Raw genomic sequence first — 16,432 nt, forward strand, 5'->3', positions numbered from 1 at the left:
TCATCTAGCCACTAGCCACCAGCCACTATCCACTCATTTACATACCACCCAAGTATCTTTACTCCCTCCACCTTGGGAGGAGTTGACTACTAGAGAACCTCTTCTAAGGGCGACGCGGGTTAGTCCACCTGGATTGACGTAAATTTCTTTGCCGTAGAGGATATACGGTCGCAAGTCTACGTGACAGCCTTCAAATTGGTCTTCTAGAATGGTTGGCACGCGAGACAAACACAAAGTTGGTTGGGCAATGTAGTTGCGCGGACTAGCCTTAATTTTTTCGGCAAATTCTTGGCGTTGTTCTGGGGTGGCAGAAGAACCAATGAGCATTCCGTAGCCACCAGATTCATTCGCTGCTTTGACAACTAACTTATCGAGATTTGCCAAAACATGAGCCTGTTGATTAGGTTCCCAGCAGAGGTATGTAGGAACGTTAGATAAAATCGGTTCTTCGCCCAAATAGTAGCGGATCATCGCTGGAACGTATGCGTAGATGACTTTATCATCAGCTACACCAGTTCCTAGTGCGTTAGCCAGCCCCACTCTACCCGCACGATAGACTTCCATCAGTCCAGGTATACCTAATAAAGAATCAGGACGAAATGCTAACGGATCGATAAAATCGTCGTCAATCCGGCGATAAACGGCATCAACGCGCTTTAAGCCTTTGGTAGTCCGCATTTGTAGGTAGCCATCCGCCACTACCAAATCTCGTCCTTCTACCAACTCCACACCCATCTGCTGCGCCAAGAAGGAATGCTCGAAGTAAGCTGAGTTATAAATTCCTGGTGTTAAAACAACTACCGTTGGATCGTAGAGTTGAGGAGGAGCCAGGTTGAGTAGGGTTTCTAGTAAATGACTGGGGTATTCCTCAACGGGCTGAATTGTCATCGACTCAAAGACTTTGGGAAAAGTGCTTTTCATGACGCGACGATTTTCCAGCACGTAGGAAACGCCAGAAGGACAGCGCATATTATCTTCTAGCACGTACCAGCGACCATCGCGATCGCGCACTAGGTCTGTTCCGGTAATATGACACCAGATCCCACCAGGCGGTTTTAGTCCAATACAAGGCTTTAAAAATCCCGTAGCCGATTCGATTAACTCGCTCGGAATCACGCTATCTCTGATAATTTTCTGCTCGTTATAAATATCGTTGATAAACAAGTTCAGGGCAAAGATCCGTTGCTTCAGTCCCTTTTCTAGAGACTGCCATTCTTCGGCTGAGACAATGCGAGGAATGATGTCAAAGGGAAAAATCCTTTCTGTACCTTCACCCTCACTGTAGACATTAAAGGTGACTCCCATGTTCATCAAAGCAATTTGCGCTGCTTGATGTCGCCGTTGTAATTCTCCAGCTGGTAGAGAATTAATTCTTTCTAGCAGTGGAATTGCCTCCGCACGAGGTTTGTCTTTAGTGACGAATAGCTCGTCGTAAAAGTCTCCTGGTTCGTAATTGTCGAATCGCACAATAGAAAGGGTAGGGGTAAGGGGGAAAGTCGTAAGTCGTAAGTCGTAAGTCGTAAGTCAGAAGTTCTTCCGACTTGCTACTTTTTAGCGATCGCAGTTTGTCTGTCGTCAATATTGAATTACCTTACCAAATAGAATATCGATCGCATTTCAACTGTAGTTTTGACTACAAAATCAATTGTTAATTCGTAAATAAGGGGTAGGTAGTGGCGCTTTGGCTGGGGTGAAACCAGCCTGAGAATTCAACTACTCATGGGCGGAACTCGCGCCACAATACCTTTTTTCAGTGGTTCCGGTCGCTCCGACCATGGCAGCAGACCGTCGTTCTTAGCATGATACTTGCTAGCGCACTCGAGTATGGCAGCAGCGCTATCTTCAGCTGGTAGTGTCCCAAATACGTAAGTACACTTTCCTGCTGCCGCAAACGTCACAACGCAGGGAGAGTTACACGCACTCATGCACTCCACCGCTTGTAAAGAAAATTCTGGTGCGAGTTGCCACTCTTCATAAAGTTGGGTTAAGCGATCGAACAAGATTTGACCACCACTCACTCCCACTCGTTTACCGTCCTGCCAAGTACTGGCGCAGGTTGTACAGACAAATACAGTGTGTTTCTCGTTCATAAATGTTGCAAAACTTAATAAAGTTTGTTAAGTTTATTTAAGACAAAGTAACAAATAGACAAAAACAACCTCATGACACGCTCTGGATATATTACTTCACCTGGCGAAGGCGAAAAGCTCAACAATTTCGCAGTCGAACCCAAAATGTATGTAGATGAGACCCCTCGCATTGGTTTTACCGAGTACGCAGAACTACTCAACGGGCGTTTAGCAGCAATTGGTTTTGTGGCTTTGATTGCAATGGAAGTATTGACTGGTCACGGCATCTTTGGGTATTTAGCTGGTTTAGGACAGTAGATATTAGAGCCTGCATTGCGATCTGATGGAGAATCAAGAGTCGTAGAGGCGGGTGCGCGCAAACAAATTTACAACCTCAGCAGTAAACCAGGAGTCAAAACCCGCCCGTACAGGAGTCGGGAGTGAGAAAGAATCTTCATTCCTGGTTGTGAATTCCATTCATGATGTTCTCTTGTGCGCATTCAAACTCCATCTGCGTTCTACGAGTATTAAATTTTTTAAAATCTAGCGCTTTTGCAAGAACTCTGTTGTTGGTAGTTGATAGTAAATTGCCATAAACTATTAGCCATTAACTATAGCAATCCTATTTGATTCATGGTGGAGCAAGCTTCTAGCCTGTGGCAGGCTAGAAGCCTACTTTACAAATCATTTAAAACTGCTATGTCAACAGTTCTAATTAGGAAGAGTGATTGATGGGCGTTGATTCTGGTAAGTTGATAGCAGGATTGCGCGTGAAGAACCCTACGGGCATCAACTTAAAACCAGCATGGTGAACGGGCATAACAGGCCAGTCTTCAGGGCGAGGAACGTGGGTAGTACCGAACGTGTACCAAGCTACCAAGTCTTGACCTATAAGCGGTTCATTATCCGCAACAAGGGTAGGTAAGCCCTGTTGGGAGTTGCTTTGGTTGGGATATTCTCCTCCAGCGTGGAGTTCTTTAGGTTTATACTTAGTCACCCAGAAATGGTGAGTAGCGAAGCCCGCGCGATCGCGAATTGTTGCGTCTTGGCTGGGAAAAAAGACTGTATTTCCAGATGGCATGAGCATATAACTCGTAGGTGCGCCGAGTTGATTTTTGCGAGTCGTACTGGCGATCGCCCATTTTCGATTTTCTGCCATACTGAGATCTCGGACGGCGCTTTTTTCTGTTGTTAGCGGCGCGTCTTTGGCAACAAATGCATTGCCTTGAGGGTTATTTGCACCGATAGGTAGGGATTGAACCGTCATTTCCATCGGCATATTTGCTTCACCGTCTACATCCAGATCTAACCGAAAGTTAAAAAAGTGCTGGTGATTGACACCGACAATGTTTTTGGCGATTAACTTGCCGTAGGTATCTCGATTTGCAGTGGTGACAGAATCCGATCCTTGGGCTAGAACAATTCCATGCAAGTCAGCACGAACGTCTAAAGAACCATCCTGGTGAAAGATCCAGTTGATGGCATAGTCGTAATTACCGATCGCGGCTGTCGTTGTGACAATGAGCTGGCGATCGCGTCGGACATCCTTGCGTTCGGATCTATAATCGTAGTGCTTCCACAACACGCCATTATCTTTTTCATAGATCCCGATAACATCAGGCATGGCATAAGGTTTGCCTTGCGAGTCTGCTAGCACTGCATCTAGCAATACCCCATTTTCAGGAACTTCTTTGCCTAGTTCCTGAGTATTAGTTAGCGTACCGAAATTGTATTCTCCGACATCAAAGGCATTGCGAAACGACCACTGCGGATTGGGATCGCCATAGGGAACGACCATTTCAGATAGGCTGGCACGATACATGACTGGACGAAATTCGCGACCGTCTTCATGCTGCATTTGGTAAAGGATCAAGCCATCCCGTGGATGCATCATGTAGCGGAATTTCCACCCCTGCCAACTCACTTCATTACCATTGAGTTTGAAGGTGTGACCGTTTGGTTGCAGGATTTTTAGTAACTTGGCTGCCGTTCTTAGGGGGCTAAGCGATCGCGGATCGTAGTCCCAATTTTCCTTGGAGAGAGCTACGACACCCGTATCGCTAAAACTAGCCAGTTTTTTCGCATTGAGATCGACAGTTGCAACGACTCCCTCTATTGGCGTGCCGTAATAGTTCCAGCGATCGCCTTTGAAGTAAGATAACGTGCGACACAGACGCGCCCCACTTGACTTTTCTGCTTCAGTCACCAGCCCTACTGCCCAGCCTTCAACGACAACTTGTTTGAAGTCAGTAATGCCTCGCTTCCTCATGGCTGCTTGCCAGCGCGGATCGGCTTTAGTGACTGCCGCTGCTATTTCATATTCTGGTTCCATGATGGCTGGCTGCACGCCAGGAATCTCTTGCCAGGATGATAAAACCGCAGCTTTAGCTTTAGTTTTCGGTTTTAAACTTACAACAGCTTCGTAGGTTTTGTTTTGAGAGCGATCGTAAACCACAGCAAACACTTCTCGTCTGAAGGGTTGCCCTGGCTTGAAATTCAAGACTTCTGTTTTATCTGGTTCATTCAGAGCAACGATGGGAAAGTGAATTTCCTGTTGGGGCATTTTTTGTTTAATGAGTGCAACGGCTGCTGTAATCTCTTGTGCCGTTAATGAATCGAGTGGATGAGTAGGGGTGACTATTCGAGCTAGAGAGATTTGAATCGAACCGATGGCGATCGCGACTACGATAAACATGGCTGTAGATAACCAAAATTGCTTTCGCCGCTTCGAGAATAACTGGGAAAGAATTTGCAACATAGGAAAACTTCTGCGCTGTCAGATTTGTAGCCTTGGCGATCGCACTAAGGCATCTGCTTGCTTCTGGGTGGTAATAATAGCGCGATCGGGAACTTTTACGCCGTTTTGCAGCGTTACGCCCACCACTATAGCCTCGCTGCCGATGGTCACGTCATTACCAACTTTAGAACGAAATAATACAGTATCATCTCCAATTGTGAGATTATCGCCAACTTCGAGAGGCCCGTGAAAAACGATGTTATCGCTCGTATCTAAGTTTTTACCAATATGGATGCTCGTACCTTTGAGCGCATGAAACGTGACTCGATCCTCAATTTGGGCATTCTCTCCAATAATAATTGGCGTGCCTTCATCAGCACGAATTGAAGTTCGCTGTCCCACGGTGCTATTATTGCCAAGCCTGACATCTCCAACGATGCGAGCAAACTCATCGAGTTTCACATTCTGACCGATCGTGGGTTTGACTGGTTTCGGATTCCAAGATGTTTTTGGTGCTGTACTAACACCCGTTACGGCATCAAATCCTGCTTCTTCGTATAGGTGGCTGTAGTTTTCAGCAAACTCGGCGTTGACTTCTAATACTTCTTCTTGAAACTTAGAATTAGCTTCCGTTTTGAGCGGGAGAGCATCAGCCTGCGCTTGAGTCGTAATAACTGCCCCAATTGGTACTAAACGGTTTTTGCCAATCCGCACGTTCGACAGAATCGCACCATGCAGTATAAAAGCACCGTCTTCTAGCACTACGTTGCGCAAGCGAGTATGAAAACCGATAAAGGTGAAGTTGCCAATTTGTGAATTCTCAATATTTGCCTGATGAGCAATACTCACTCGTTCGCCAGTACTACTTGATTTTGCTGCACAAGCACTTGGAGGAGCCGTATTTCTACGGAGGACTAGAAATAAAATATTGTCTTGAAAATTAGTCCGATCGCCAATACAAATGCGAGTGTCGGGTTCCGCTCGGATGATAGTGTTACTAGCAATAAAAACTTTTCGCCCAATTAAAACATCACCGAAAAACTCATCTAACGGACTAATAAAGCTAGAATTAACTACGATTTTAAATGGTTCAAATAAACTGGTCGAACCCTGAGAATGAACGTTAACAACAATCGTATTTAGTGTAAAAATAATAACAATCAGACCGAGGAACACGAAAAGCTTCAACCTACTTTTAGCATTTTTTAACATAGATTATTTACCAAAAGTCATGGCAAGTTGTGTATTTAGAAGCTTAACTTGAAGTTTTAAGGTTGAATAGTTCGCCATAATAATAATACAAGATGCGATTTATCAAAATCACAACTTTTGTCTGTACTTACGTCTCTAATCGTGAAATTGAAAGCGGGACAACAGCACATTGTTTTTCTGAATTGAACGCTTGCTTGGCAGGTTTTTAATTTGTAAACTCGTTCAGTAGAAGTAGGTTGAAAAAAATGACCTGCATTTACCAACTCAACAACTAAAGCATTAGGCAATCCAGTGCGAAAATGTTCGATAAATTATTATTTTGGAGGCAATGCAAAACCTTTCATACCTTCAGCGATCGCGATCGGCTTTTGCCTCATAGCTGCGAAGCGCGAAGCATGAGCGTAGCGATCGCCTCTGCACCTTCCTCTCAGCTTTCATCGCACCACGCAATTCACTGCTCCCTGCTCGTGCGCTCCCTGATAACTGACTTGAGAGTGATGGCAAGGGAGGATGGTAATGTGAAAATAGCGCCAGACATTCTGATATTCCAAGCAAAGTGTCACAGTGCTAAGTGCAATCACGAATATAGATCGAAAATTCCAAATAGCGCGATCGCCCTTTTTGAGAAGTTTACAGTTGCAAACGCTCGGTCAGGAACAATAACCTATTCCATGAATATCCTTGAAGTCTCCACTACTCCCTTTACCGACCAGAAGCCAGGTACTTCTGGTTTGCGAAAAGCGGTCAAAGTGTTTCAGCAACCCCACTATTTAGAAAACTTCGTCCAATCCATCTTCGATAGTCTCGAAGGTTGTCAGGGACAAACTTTAGCTTTGGGTGGTGACGGTCGTTACTACAACACAAAAGCGATCCAAATTATTTTGAAAATGGCTGCTGCGAATGGTTTTAGCCGAATTAAGGTCGGTCATCGCGGCATTCTCTCTACTCCTGCTACTTCCTGTATTATTCGCCAATACAAAACCCTGGGTGGAATTATTCTCTCTGCCAGCCACAACCCAGGTGGGGTAGATGGGGACTTTGGCGTAAAATACAACACTGGCAACGGTGGACCCGCACCGGAAAAGGTGACTGAGGCAATCTATGCCCGTAGTAAAACAATCGATCGCTACAAAATTCTGGATGCGCCAGATATCGATTTAGACACGTTAGGCGAGTCTCGGTTGGGCGAGATGACGGTTGAAGTTATCGACTCAGTTCAAGACTACCAAAAACTGATGGAGTCGCTATTTGATTTCGATCGCATTCGTCAATTTCTCACCTCTGGTAAACGCATCTGCATTGATTCCATGCACGCAGTCACGGGTCCCTATGCCCGGGCAATTTTCGAGCAAAGCTTGGGCGCACCGCAAGGTACGGTAGTCAACGGTACGCCTTTAGAAGATTTTGGCGGCGGACACCCAGACCCGAATTTAGTCTATGCCCACGATCTCGTAGAAATTCTGTTTGGAGATAATGCGCCTGACTTTGGTGCTGCTTCCGATGGAGATGGCGATCGCAATATGATCTTGGGCAAACATTTCTTCGTCACCCCTAGCGATAGTTTAGCAGTGCTGACAGCCAACGCTAAATTAGTCCCTGGTTATGCTTCAGGACTTGCTGGAGTTGCAAGATCTATGCCCACAAGTCAAGCGGCGGATCGCGTAGCGGCTAAATTGGGAATTGATTGTTACGAAACTCCGACGGGATGGAAGTTTTTCGGCAATCTCCTCGATGCAGGCAAAGCCACCCTGTGCGGGGAAGAAAGTTTTGGTACGGGTTCCAACCACATTCGCGAAAAAGATGGGCTGTGGGCGGTGTTATTTTGGTTGAATATCCTTGCCGTGCGCCAACAATCGGTAGAACACATCGTGCGCGAACACTGGCAGACATACGGACGCAATTATTACTCGCGCCACGACTATGAAGGAGTAGATAGCGATCGCGCCAACACCTTAATGGAAAAGCTGCGTTCTGTCGCCCCCACACTCAAAGGTAAGCGTTACGGACAATATGAAGTCGAATATGGAGACGATTTCAGCTACACCGACCCGATTGATGGTAGTATCAGCAGCAAACAAGGCGTGCGGATTGGTTTTGTTGACGGCTCTCGGATCGTCTTCCGCCTTTCCGGTACAGGAACCCAAGGAGCAACATTGCGGGTTTACTTTGAAAGCTATGAAGGTGACTCTAGCAAACAAGATCTAGAGGTACAACAAGCGCTAGCCGAACCAATTGCGATCGCCCAGGAAGTTGCTCAAATTCGCGAATATACTGGCATGTCGAAACCAACGGTGATTACTTAATCAGTTATCAGTAGTCAGTTATCAGTTATCGTAAGCCGTAAGTGTTTTTTTACTTACGACTTACGACTTATTACTTACCCCTGTGTTATGGCAAAAACTCTGGGAGAACAGCTTTTAGCAGTGACTGTGCAACGCTCTCACCATGCAGGAACTCGTTCTAATTGCTGTAGTGTTTGTGGGAAACCCTTAAGTGGCGATCGAACTTCTAGCGATCGCCAAGTTGTAACTGAATCAGATTCAAGTCAAATACTCGTTTTTGGGCTAACTGTACTCATCGGTTTACCCATGCTTTGTGGTGGACTGTATCTACTCGGAAGTACGCTAGCAGATCTGCAAACTAAAGGGAATCGCGCGAATCCGGCGATCGTCAATCGTTGCAACGCTCCCGCGCGCTAGCACTGATTATGCGATCGAATAGGTATCAAAATCTGTTTCTTGACTCCCGACTCCCCTGTACGGGCGCACATGTAGGGGCGCACCGCTGTGCGCCCCTACCGACTCCCGCTTTTTACAGCAAGCACTGACGAATAAGTCAACTTTTCTATAGTTTCACGACAAAATACAATGTTTGATTCTAACTAATAGTTAAGTTGCAAATACTACCATTTTGCGTGGTTGCCAATACTACTATCCTAATGACCTAGCGTTACAACAAAAGGGTAGGAGAGCAAAACCATGAAATTTAGCCAGAATACAACTATTAGCAGGTTGCGTTGGTGGCAACTGCCTGTTTTGCTCTCTTTTGTGTCTCAGTTACCTGTCAGCACCACTCAAGCCGCTCCGATTCAAGGGGAGTGTAAAGCTAATACTGATGCAGTTCCCAGAATTGCTCTCGTTTCGGCATTTTCTGGTGAGGCAGATCGATTTATTGATGAAATGCGTTTGAATGACGGTCAAAATAAATTCGATGGCTGTCTAAATATTAACGGACATCGCTTTAGTAAGGGAAAATTGCGCGGTAAGAATGTCGTTGTCGTGCTGACTAATATTAGTATTGTCAACGCTACAATGGTGACGCAATTGACGCTAGACAAATTTAACGTCTCGAAAGTAATTTTTAGCGGGATCGCAGGTGGAGTTGGTGGAGTTGGGGCAAACGATGACGACCCTAATACCCCGAACGAGACACCCATCGGTTCGGTAACGATCCCCAAACGTTGGGGTTTCCCTCAAGAAACGTATTTCAATAATACGGCGGAAATCGTACCGTGTGCGTTCTCACCTGGACTTCAGCTCAATCACGTCTTGCAAGACCCCTTAGAGGAAGCTAAGACTTGCAATTTTTTACTGGGACAAGCATCAGAACCAGGGCAAGCTAACCCAGCAGGAATCTTTCAACCAGATGCGAAGAATGCTTTTTTACGCAATACAAATGTCAGTTCCGATCGCGCACCGCAATTTTATTTCAACCAAAACAACGAACAAATCATCCGTCAAGTTCCATTCCCAGGTGCGTCTGTTAACCCAGAGACAGATCAGGACTTAAAATTTTGGTTTACGGTTGATGAGACAATGTTTAAAACAGCAAGTCAGTTGGAAGTTAAGTTATTGGACTGTCCCCAACTCGACCAGGCGGGAAATTGCGCTACTACGCCGATCGATCCACCACCTCAACTGATCGTCGGTCAAAATGGGGTCGCCGGACCTACGTTTGTCGATAACGCCCAATATCGGAGATTTCTAGCGACAACTCTCAATTTTGACGAACAAGGCAACCGTAACGCTGAAACGGATGTATTAGTTGTCGATATGGAAACCACTGCATCAGCAATGGTAGCCTATTCTAATAACGTCCCTTTTATTGCTGTCAGAAGCGTTTCCGATTTAGCGGGTGGTGGCGAAGAGGCAGCAGCAACCCAAATCGGCACATTTTTTGCGATCGCGGCGGAAAATCAAGCACGGGTTGTATTTGCTCTCCTCGAAAAGCTGTGAGAGATCGATTGGCAACAACCTCGTTTGATATGACAAATGGTAGCCAACGCAGTATATATTGACTTCGTGCTACCTGTAATATCGGAGGGTTCGATTTATGTCTGCTCATGATGCTAATGCGCCTGCCCATCCTACAGACCCAACCATGTTGGATAAAGGATTGACTAAACGCGAATACATTGCCGCGATCGCCCTAGCCGCAACTGATGCTAGTGCAACCGCCCAGGAACGAGCTAAGCAAGCTGTCGAACTGACAGATGCTCTGTTTAAGGCACTGCATGGTTAATTCGTAATTCATAATTCGTAATTCGTAATTATTTCTTCAATTGCGAATTGCGAAAAATTTAGCTGTCAATTAAGGACGAGCTGCTTTATTTTTGGCAGGTTTGATTTTATAATGGTCTTACTATAATGGAAATATTTGCGCTTTTAAAAAAATTAAAAATATTTCCATTATGAAGTAAATAGTATCAAAAGCGTCGTGTAAAAGCAAGTGACCTGCCTTCCAATCTCAGAAATTTTTATAATTAATTAAGAGTAATAGCAATCGAGAAAAACGATGGAACGTGGTTTGATTTGGTTGCCACTGCTAGGATTATTTTTTTGGTTAGCTTGGCAGGGACGAAACGAATTTCAAAAAGTAGAAGCCTACCAAAATTGGGCAAAACAATTTGAAAAGTCAAAATACGATATTTATGCGGTTTTGGGGCAGAATGGGAACGAATTAACTTGGGGAAAACCAACACGCACGGGACCCATTGACCTGAAAACTTTTTCTTTAGATCGGGTACAAGAAATTCACTTACTAGTAGAGGAAAAACCAGTAGCGTTGGAGACACCACCAAATAAAGGGAAAGCGATCGCGCTAGAATTTATCATGCAAGATTCACAAGATACCGTGCGAATTCCCTTTACAGAGATCCCGATTGCTGTAGAGTGGGGTAAATATTTACTTAAAAAGAAGAATTAAGATCCCATTCTCGCAAAGCGATCGCCACTCCCTGTTGTAGTTGCGGTGAAATGTTAGCATCAGCAGCAAGTTGAGTTAACTGCTGATAGGCAGCAGTAGAATTTAACTGTTTGAGAGCAGCGATCGCGTGCAATTTGACGGCAAGATCTGAGTCTGCTAGTAATTGAATGAGCGATGGAATTGCTTGCATTTCACCCAATTGACCTAAAGACAAAGCGATCGCTTGCTTGAGTTTGGCGTGTTGTACTGCTAAGCGATTGGTACGCAGCAATTCGAGTAAAATCTCTACTGCTTGTGGCTTTAAACTTAACTGTTCGACTCGTCCTAAAGCATTAATTGTTTCTTGCCAAATTGCGATTGAAGTTATTTGCTCGAAAACTTGCCGTAAATATTCCAGACTAGCTGAGGTTGCAATTCTGCCCAGAGCTAAGACAATTTCTATCTGTAAAGCGCTCGGCGTATGGGGAGACTGCAAGACTCGGAACAAACCTGTTGCAGCTCGATCCGTTCCCAATCTACCCAAACCGTTTGCAGCAGCTAGACAAACATCTATGCTGAAGTCATGCAATCTCAGCAGCAAGAGATCGACTAAATTCAATTCTTCACGTAAATCGGGGCGAAAACTCAAGCCAGTAACGGCTTCTTTTCTCACTTTTGCCCCCAAATCGCTTAAAGCTTCAATTAAAACGGGCGGAATTTTAGGATCGTGAAAGCTACTCAAAGCTTCGATCGCGATCGCTCTAATTTCCACATCTGAGTCTCGAACAACGCTGAGTAGAGGCTCGATTGTTTCTTTAGTACGAATATAGGCAAGCGATCGCGTAGCTAGCGCTCTGGTATTCTCTCGCTCTAACAACTTTGTAATTGCAGATACAGCATTCGAGCCAATTTCTGCCAAAGCTGCGGCTGCTATTCCCTGTTCTTCTGGATTTGCTGATGTTTGCAACAACTCTACCAAAGCGGCGATCGCTTCTGGATCGTCAAAAGTCCCCAAACTCCGCACGGCAAACCAGCGCAATTCTTCATCCGCATCTTCATCTGCCAAAATCTCCAATAAAGATGCGATCGCCTCTCGTCCGAATTTAGGCAGTAACTTTGCCACATCCCACCGTTGATGAAAATCTCCCCACGTCAAAATATCGATTGCCCATGTGAGGGGAGACGGTAGGGGCGCACTGCTGTGCGCCCGTACAGAGGAGTCGGGAGTCGGCGAGAAGAGAGCTGAGGAAGCTGAGGGAGAAAATGGAGTTCCGAATTCCGCATTCCGAATTCCGAATTCTGAGATGAGTTGCTGAAGGCATTGGAGTAGCAACGCCCAGTTAGAAGCAGCGTGGGCGAGTTGTGCCTGTTCTAACAAATTAGCAGTTTGTAAATTCACGGTTAAATTACTGCGATTTGAATTAGATGATTATCAGGGAGCAGGGAAGAGAGCTGAGGGAGCAACTACCAATTACCAATTACCAATTTCCCACACCCCGTTCGCCGATCGCTGACAACTGATAACTGATTTCAGTCTGCCCTAATTGAGACATGCTACATCCGTCTTTGTACCGAGTTTCATGTCATATCTGCATAGGAATGATGCAAAAAGTTCAATAAAAGCAATGATTTGTTACTTAAGTTACGAATTGGTAGGAAAAATCCGCGTAATTTAGTTTCTAGCAAGCAAGCAACGCAAGTCGGCACTGGATCGAACTGCGATCCATCAAACTATATATTCAGACTGCAAAGACTGGGGTTGTTGCTCAAATTCGGAGGGTTAATCGTACAGAAGGCGATCGCAAAGTATCGAATGTATCAAAAATACAGGGATGACTTTTCATATGATGCCATTTTAAAGCCATTTTAAAATAACTGCGTGGTGTCTTGTCTGATTCCAACCTCAAACGAAAAGAAGGTGCGTCGCGAACGCCCATCATACCGATGAAAAGAAGATTTTGCCAAGGAAGACAACGGACAGCAGGTTGTAACAAAATCTAACAGATGACAGAAACTTAGAACTAGCGGAATTTTTGATTTTTTCAACATAAGTGCTGGTAGTGGCACGGAAATAGCAGATAACAGGAATAAAGCCATATGACGGACGCAGCAACCTCCAAGGCAAGTCTGAATAAATTTGAAAAATTTAAGGCAGAGAAAGATGGTCTTGCGGTTAAAGCAGAGATCGAGCAATTTGCCTCTATTGGTTGGGAAGCAATGGATGAAACAGATCGCGACCATCGCCTTAAGTGGCTAGGCGTGTTCTTTCGTCCAGTCACTCCAGGTAAATTCATGATGCGGCTGCGGATGCCTAATGGCATTATCACCACCCATCAGATGCGAGTCCTGGGTGAAGTCCTGCAACGCTATGGCGATGACGGTAGCGCAGACATCACTACCAGACAGAATATTCAGCTGCGGGGCATTCGGATTGAAGACTTGCCAGAGATCTTTCAAAAGTTTGCTGCTGTGGGATTAACCAGCATCCAATCGGGGATGGATAACGTCCGTAACATTACTGGCGATCCGCTAGCAGGACTCGATACCGAAGAGTTATTTGACACGCGAGACTTAGTGCATCAAGTGCAAGACGCAATCACCAATTACGGTGAAGGAAACCCAGAATTCACCAACCTACCGCGAAAATTTAATATTGCCATTACTGGTGGTCGCGATAACTCCGTCCATGCAGAGATCAACGATCTTGCTTTTGTTCCGGCGTTTAAGGGCGGGAGTCGGGAGTCGGTAGGGGCGCACGGCTGTGCGCCCGTACAGGAGAGTCAGGAAAAAGAATTTGGTTTTAATATCCTAGTTGGTGGTTTCTTTTCTGCTAAACGTTGCGAGGCGGCGGTTCCTTTAGATGCTTGGGTAGCACCAGAAGATGTAGTTGCTGTATGCAAAGCAGTTTTGGAAGTTTATCGAGATAATGGACTGCGAGCCAATCGACAAAAAGCTCGCTTGATGTGGTTGATTGACGAGTGGGGGATGGAAAAATTCCGTCTAGCTGTAGAAACCCGAATGGGTAAATCTTTGCGATCGGCAGCTGCTAAAGACGAAATTGACTGGGAAAAACGCGACCACATTGGCGTCTACCCTCAAAAACAGCCAGGACTAAACTACATCGGCTTACACGTTCCTGTCGGACGGCTCTACGCTCAAGATATGTTTGAAGTAGCGCGGTTGGCAGAAGTTTATGGTAGTGGTGAGATTCGCCTGACTGTAGAACAAAACATAATTATTCCCAACATTCCCGATTCGCGTCTCGGAACCTTCCTGGCGGAACCACTCTTACAACGCTTCTCCATAGAACCCGAAACGCTAACCCGAGGACTCGTATCATGTACGGGCGCTCAGTTCTGTAACTTTGCCTTGATTGAAACCAAAAATCGAGCGCTGGCAACAATTAAGGCGCTAGAGGCAGAACTAAGATTTACTCAACCAGTCCGCATTCACTGGACGGGATGCCCTAACTCCTGCGGACAACCCCAGGTAGCGGACATTGGACTGATGGGAACCAAAGTCCGTAAAGATGGCAAAGCTGTAGAAGGTGTTGATATCTACATGGGTGGCAAAGTCGGCAAGGATGCTCATTTAGGTAGCTGCATCACGAAGGGAATTCCCTGCGATGATTTGCAGCCAGTATTGCGCAATTTACTCGTCGAGCATTTCGGCGCTAGACCGAGGCAAGAAGTTGCAATAGGGGCTAGAGGCTAGGGAAAGAAGTCAAAAGTCAAAATCTACCTCTCGCCAATTACCAATTACCAATTACTCATTACCAATTACCACTTCAAGAATGACCAAGTTTACAAGACGGCAATTCATCATTACCACAAGTGCAGCAGCGGCAGGTTCAGCTTTAGTTCACGGCTGTAGTTCAAGCAACACGGCAAGTAACAATACCTCTACTACGAATACTAGTTCGACAGCTAATGTTAGTCCCGTTGCCGACGCTCCCAAAGTGGAGACGACTACAGCAAGGTTAGGCTTTATCGCCCTGACTGATTCTGCACCCTTGATTATTGCTGCGGAAAAGGGGCTTTTTGCCAAGTACGGCATGACTGATGTGAAGGTGGAAAAGCAAGCCTCTTGGCCCGTCACCCGCGATAATTTAACACTAGGTTCTGGTGGTGGTGGGATTGATGGGGCACATATCCTTACGCCAATGCCTTACCTAATGAGCTTGGGAACGATTACTGAGGGTAAAAAGGTTCCCATGTACATTCTGGCAAGGTTGAATACCAACGGTCAGGCAATTTCTGTTGCTGAAACTTACAAGGAGTTAAAGGTAGCTAAGGAAAGCACGCCACTCAAGGAAGCTTTCGCTAAATCTAAAGCTGCTGGCAAAGATCTCAAGGTAGCCATGACCTTTCCTGGCGGGACACACGACTTATGGATTCGTTACTGGCTAGCGGCTGGTGGCATTAATCCTGACTCTGATGTTTCGGTCGTCCCCGTTCCACCACCGCAAATGGTCGCCAACATGAAAGTGGGCAACATGGAAGCTTTCTGTGTCGGAGAACCTTGGAATGCTCAACTCGTGAACCAAAAGCGGGGTTATACAGCTTTGGTAACTGGAGAGTTGTGGAACGACCACCCAGAAAAAGCTTTTGCAATGCGGGCTGACTGGGTAGATAAGAACCCCAATGCGGCGAAAGCATTATTGATGGCAGTACAAGAAGCCCAACAATGGTGTGAAAAAGCAGAAAACAAAGAGGAGATGGTGAATATCGTTTCCCAGCAGAAGTGGTTTAGAGTCCCAGCTAAAGATATTATCGAGCGAGCTAAAGGCAACATTGACTACGGCGACGGTCGTACAGAAGAAAACTTCGCCTACAAAATGAAGTTCTGGGCGAACAATGCTTCTTATCCATATAAGAGTCACGATCTGTGGTTTTTGACGGAAAACATTCGCTGGGGTTATATTCCGGCAAATACCGACACGAAGAAACTCGTAGACCAGGTAAATCGCGAAGATCTATGGAAAGAAGCTGCTAAAGCAATTGGCGTACCAGATGCAGAAATTCCTAAGAGTTCTTCCCGTGGTGTGGAAACTTTCTTTGATGGAGTCAAATTCGATCCGGCAAATCCCGAAGCTTATTTGAAGAGTCTAAAGATTAAGAAAGCTTGATGATGGGCTAGGGAAAAAAGAACTCCTGTAGAGAGGTTAAATGTAACGTCTCTACAATTCCCGACTCCCGCAATTCTTTATATAAACGTAGAAGCATAGGAG

At 45.5% G+C, this 16,432-nt stretch carries 14 protein-coding genes; 8 read left to right on the forward strand and 6 right to left on the reverse strand.

Features of this window, described 5'->3' with window-relative positions:
* Nucleotides 1–33: 33 nt before the first annotated feature.
* Both CHRO_RS17440 and CHRO_RS17445 read right to left on the reverse strand, forming a co-directional pair.
* Nucleotides 34–1,467 (reverse strand): circularly permuted type 2 ATP-grasp protein, encoded by a 1,434-nt coding sequence (locus CHRO_RS17440; RefSeq protein WP_015155557.1) that lies wholly within the window; start codon nucleotides 1,465–1,467, stop codon nucleotides 34–36.
* Between the two features lie 242 nt (nucleotides 1,468–1,709).
* Complete coding sequence (locus tag CHRO_RS17445; RefSeq protein WP_015155558.1) at nucleotides 1,710–2,090, reverse strand: DUF1636 family protein; 381 nt, start codon at nucleotides 2,088–2,090, stop codon at nucleotides 1,710–1,712.
* Nucleotides 2,091–2,162: 72 nt separating this feature from the next.
* Between CHRO_RS17445 and CHRO_RS17450 the strand changes: the two genes are divergently transcribed.
* Complete coding sequence (locus CHRO_RS17450; RefSeq protein ID WP_015155559.1) at nucleotides 2,163–2,387, forward strand: hypothetical protein; 225 nt, start codon at nucleotides 2,163–2,165, stop codon at nucleotides 2,385–2,387.
* Between the two features lie 397 nt (nucleotides 2,388–2,784).
* Here CHRO_RS17450 and CHRO_RS17455 read toward each other — a convergent pair whose 3' ends face one another.
* Together CHRO_RS17455 and CHRO_RS17460 are read right to left on the reverse strand one after the other, a co-directional pair.
* A complete protein-coding gene (locus CHRO_RS17455; protein ID WP_015155560.1) occupies nucleotides 2,785–4,827 on the reverse strand; it encodes a primary-amine oxidase in 2,043 nt (680 codons plus the stop codon).
* Between the two features lie 18 nt (nucleotides 4,828–4,845).
* The gene (locus CHRO_RS17460; RefSeq protein ID WP_051033250.1) at nucleotides 4,846–6,018 is read right to left on the reverse strand and encodes an LbetaH domain-containing protein; all 1,173 of its coding nucleotides are present in this window, start codon (nucleotides 6,016–6,018) and stop codon (nucleotides 4,846–4,848) included.
* A 671-nt stretch (nucleotides 6,019–6,689) separates the two neighbouring features.
* On the opposite strand from CHRO_RS17460, the gene CHRO_RS17465 reads away from it, so the two are divergent.
* The 5 genes from CHRO_RS17465 (at nucleotide 6,690) to CHRO_RS17485 (ending at nucleotide 11,223) form a co-directional block, all read left to right on the forward strand.
* Complete coding sequence (locus CHRO_RS17465) at nucleotides 6,690–8,321, forward strand: alpha-D-glucose phosphate-specific phosphoglucomutase (RefSeq protein ID WP_041463247.1); 1,632 nt, start codon at nucleotides 6,690–6,692, stop codon at nucleotides 8,319–8,321.
* 87 nt (nucleotides 8,322–8,408) lie between these two features.
* The gene (locus CHRO_RS17470) at nucleotides 8,409–8,717 is read left to right on the forward strand and encodes a hypothetical protein (protein ID WP_015155563.1); all 309 of its coding nucleotides are present in this window, start codon (nucleotides 8,409–8,411) and stop codon (nucleotides 8,715–8,717) included.
* Between the two features lie 279 nt (nucleotides 8,718–8,996).
* The gene (locus CHRO_RS17475) at nucleotides 8,997–10,253 is read left to right on the forward strand and encodes a 5'-methylthioadenosine/S-adenosylhomocysteine nucleosidase family protein (protein ID WP_015155564.1); all 1,257 of its coding nucleotides are present in this window, start codon (nucleotides 8,997–8,999) and stop codon (nucleotides 10,251–10,253) included.
* A gap of 97 nt (nucleotides 10,254–10,350) precedes the next feature.
* On the forward strand, nucleotides 10,351–10,539 hold the full coding sequence (locus CHRO_RS17480; RefSeq protein ID WP_015155565.1) for a hypothetical protein: 189 nt from the start codon (nucleotides 10,351–10,353) through the stop codon (nucleotides 10,537–10,539).
* A 273-nt stretch (nucleotides 10,540–10,812) separates the two neighbouring features.
* The gene (locus CHRO_RS17485) at nucleotides 10,813–11,223 is read left to right on the forward strand and encodes a hypothetical protein (RefSeq protein WP_015155566.1); all 411 of its coding nucleotides are present in this window, start codon (nucleotides 10,813–10,815) and stop codon (nucleotides 11,221–11,223) included.
* On the opposite strand, the gene CHRO_RS17490 is transcribed toward CHRO_RS17485, so the two are convergent.
* Nucleotides 11,207–12,601, reverse strand: coding sequence for a HEAT repeat domain-containing protein (locus CHRO_RS17490; protein ID WP_015155567.1), 1,395 nt, complete (start codon nucleotides 12,599–12,601; stop codon nucleotides 11,207–11,209). The genes CHRO_RS17485 and CHRO_RS17490 overlap by 17 nt on opposite strands.
* Nucleotides 12,602–13,068: 467 nt before the next feature.
* Nucleotides 13,069–13,299 (reverse strand): hypothetical protein, encoded by a 231-nt coding sequence (locus CHRO_RS32425; protein ID WP_181824188.1) that lies wholly within the window; start codon nucleotides 13,297–13,299, stop codon nucleotides 13,069–13,071.
* On the opposite strand from CHRO_RS32425, the gene CHRO_RS17495 reads away from it, so the two are divergent.
* Both CHRO_RS17495 and CHRO_RS17500 read left to right on the forward strand, forming a co-directional pair.
* A complete protein-coding gene (locus CHRO_RS17495) occupies nucleotides 13,300–14,916 on the forward strand; it encodes a ferredoxin--nitrite reductase (protein ID WP_015155568.1) in 1,617 nt (538 codons plus the stop codon).
* 79 nt (nucleotides 14,917–14,995) lie between these two features.
* Nucleotides 14,996–16,330, forward strand: a complete 1,335-nt coding sequence (locus CHRO_RS17500) for a CmpA/NrtA family ABC transporter substrate-binding protein (protein ID WP_015155569.1) — start codon at nucleotides 14,996–14,998, stop codon at nucleotides 16,328–16,330.
* The last annotated feature ends 102 nt before the right edge of the window (nucleotides 16,331–16,432 follow it).

Source organism: Chroococcidiopsis thermalis PCC 7203, from assembly GCF_000317125.1.
GTDB classification, from domain to species: domain Bacteria; phylum Cyanobacteriota; class Cyanobacteriia; order Cyanobacteriales; family Chroococcidiopsidaceae; genus Chroococcidiopsis; species Chroococcidiopsis thermalis.

Bases quoted from the DNA above. Each gene is read 5' to 3' on its own strand.
- CHRO_RS17445 (WP_015155558.1), bottom strand. From the start codon at position 2,090: ATGAACGAGAAACACACTGTATTTGTCTGTACAACCTGCGCCAGTACT.
- CHRO_RS17450 (WP_015155559.1), top strand. From the start codon at position 2,163: ATGACACGCTCTGGATATATTACTTCACCTGGCGAAGGCGAAAAGCTC.
- CHRO_RS17455 (WP_015155560.1), bottom strand. From the start codon at position 4,827: ATGTTGCAAATTCTTTCCCAGTTATTCTCGAAGCGGCGAAAGCAATTT.
- CHRO_RS17460 (WP_051033250.1), bottom strand. From the start codon at position 6,018: ATGTTAAAAAATGCTAAAAGTAGGTTGAAGCTTTTCGTGTTCCTCGGT.
- CHRO_RS17465 (WP_041463247.1), top strand. From the start codon at position 6,690: ATGAATATCCTTGAAGTCTCCACTACTCCCTTTACCGACCAGAAGCCA.
- CHRO_RS17470 (WP_015155563.1), top strand. From the start codon at position 8,409: ATGGCAAAAACTCTGGGAGAACAGCTTTTAGCAGTGACTGTGCAACGC.
- CHRO_RS17475 (WP_015155564.1), top strand. From the start codon at position 8,997: ATGAAATTTAGCCAGAATACAACTATTAGCAGGTTGCGTTGGTGGCAA.
- CHRO_RS17480 (WP_015155565.1), top strand. From the start codon at position 10,351: ATGTCTGCTCATGATGCTAATGCGCCTGCCCATCCTACAGACCCAACC.
- CHRO_RS17485 (WP_015155566.1), top strand. From the start codon at position 10,813: ATGGAACGTGGTTTGATTTGGTTGCCACTGCTAGGATTATTTTTTTGG.
- CHRO_RS32425 (WP_181824188.1), bottom strand. From the start codon at position 13,299: ATGGCTTTATTCCTGTTATCTGCTATTTCCGTGCCACTACCAGCACTT.
- CHRO_RS17495 (WP_015155568.1), top strand. From the start codon at position 13,300: ATGACGGACGCAGCAACCTCCAAGGCAAGTCTGAATAAATTTGAAAAA.
- CHRO_RS17500 (WP_015155569.1), top strand. From the start codon at position 14,996: ATGACCAAGTTTACAAGACGGCAATTCATCATTACCACAAGTGCAGCA.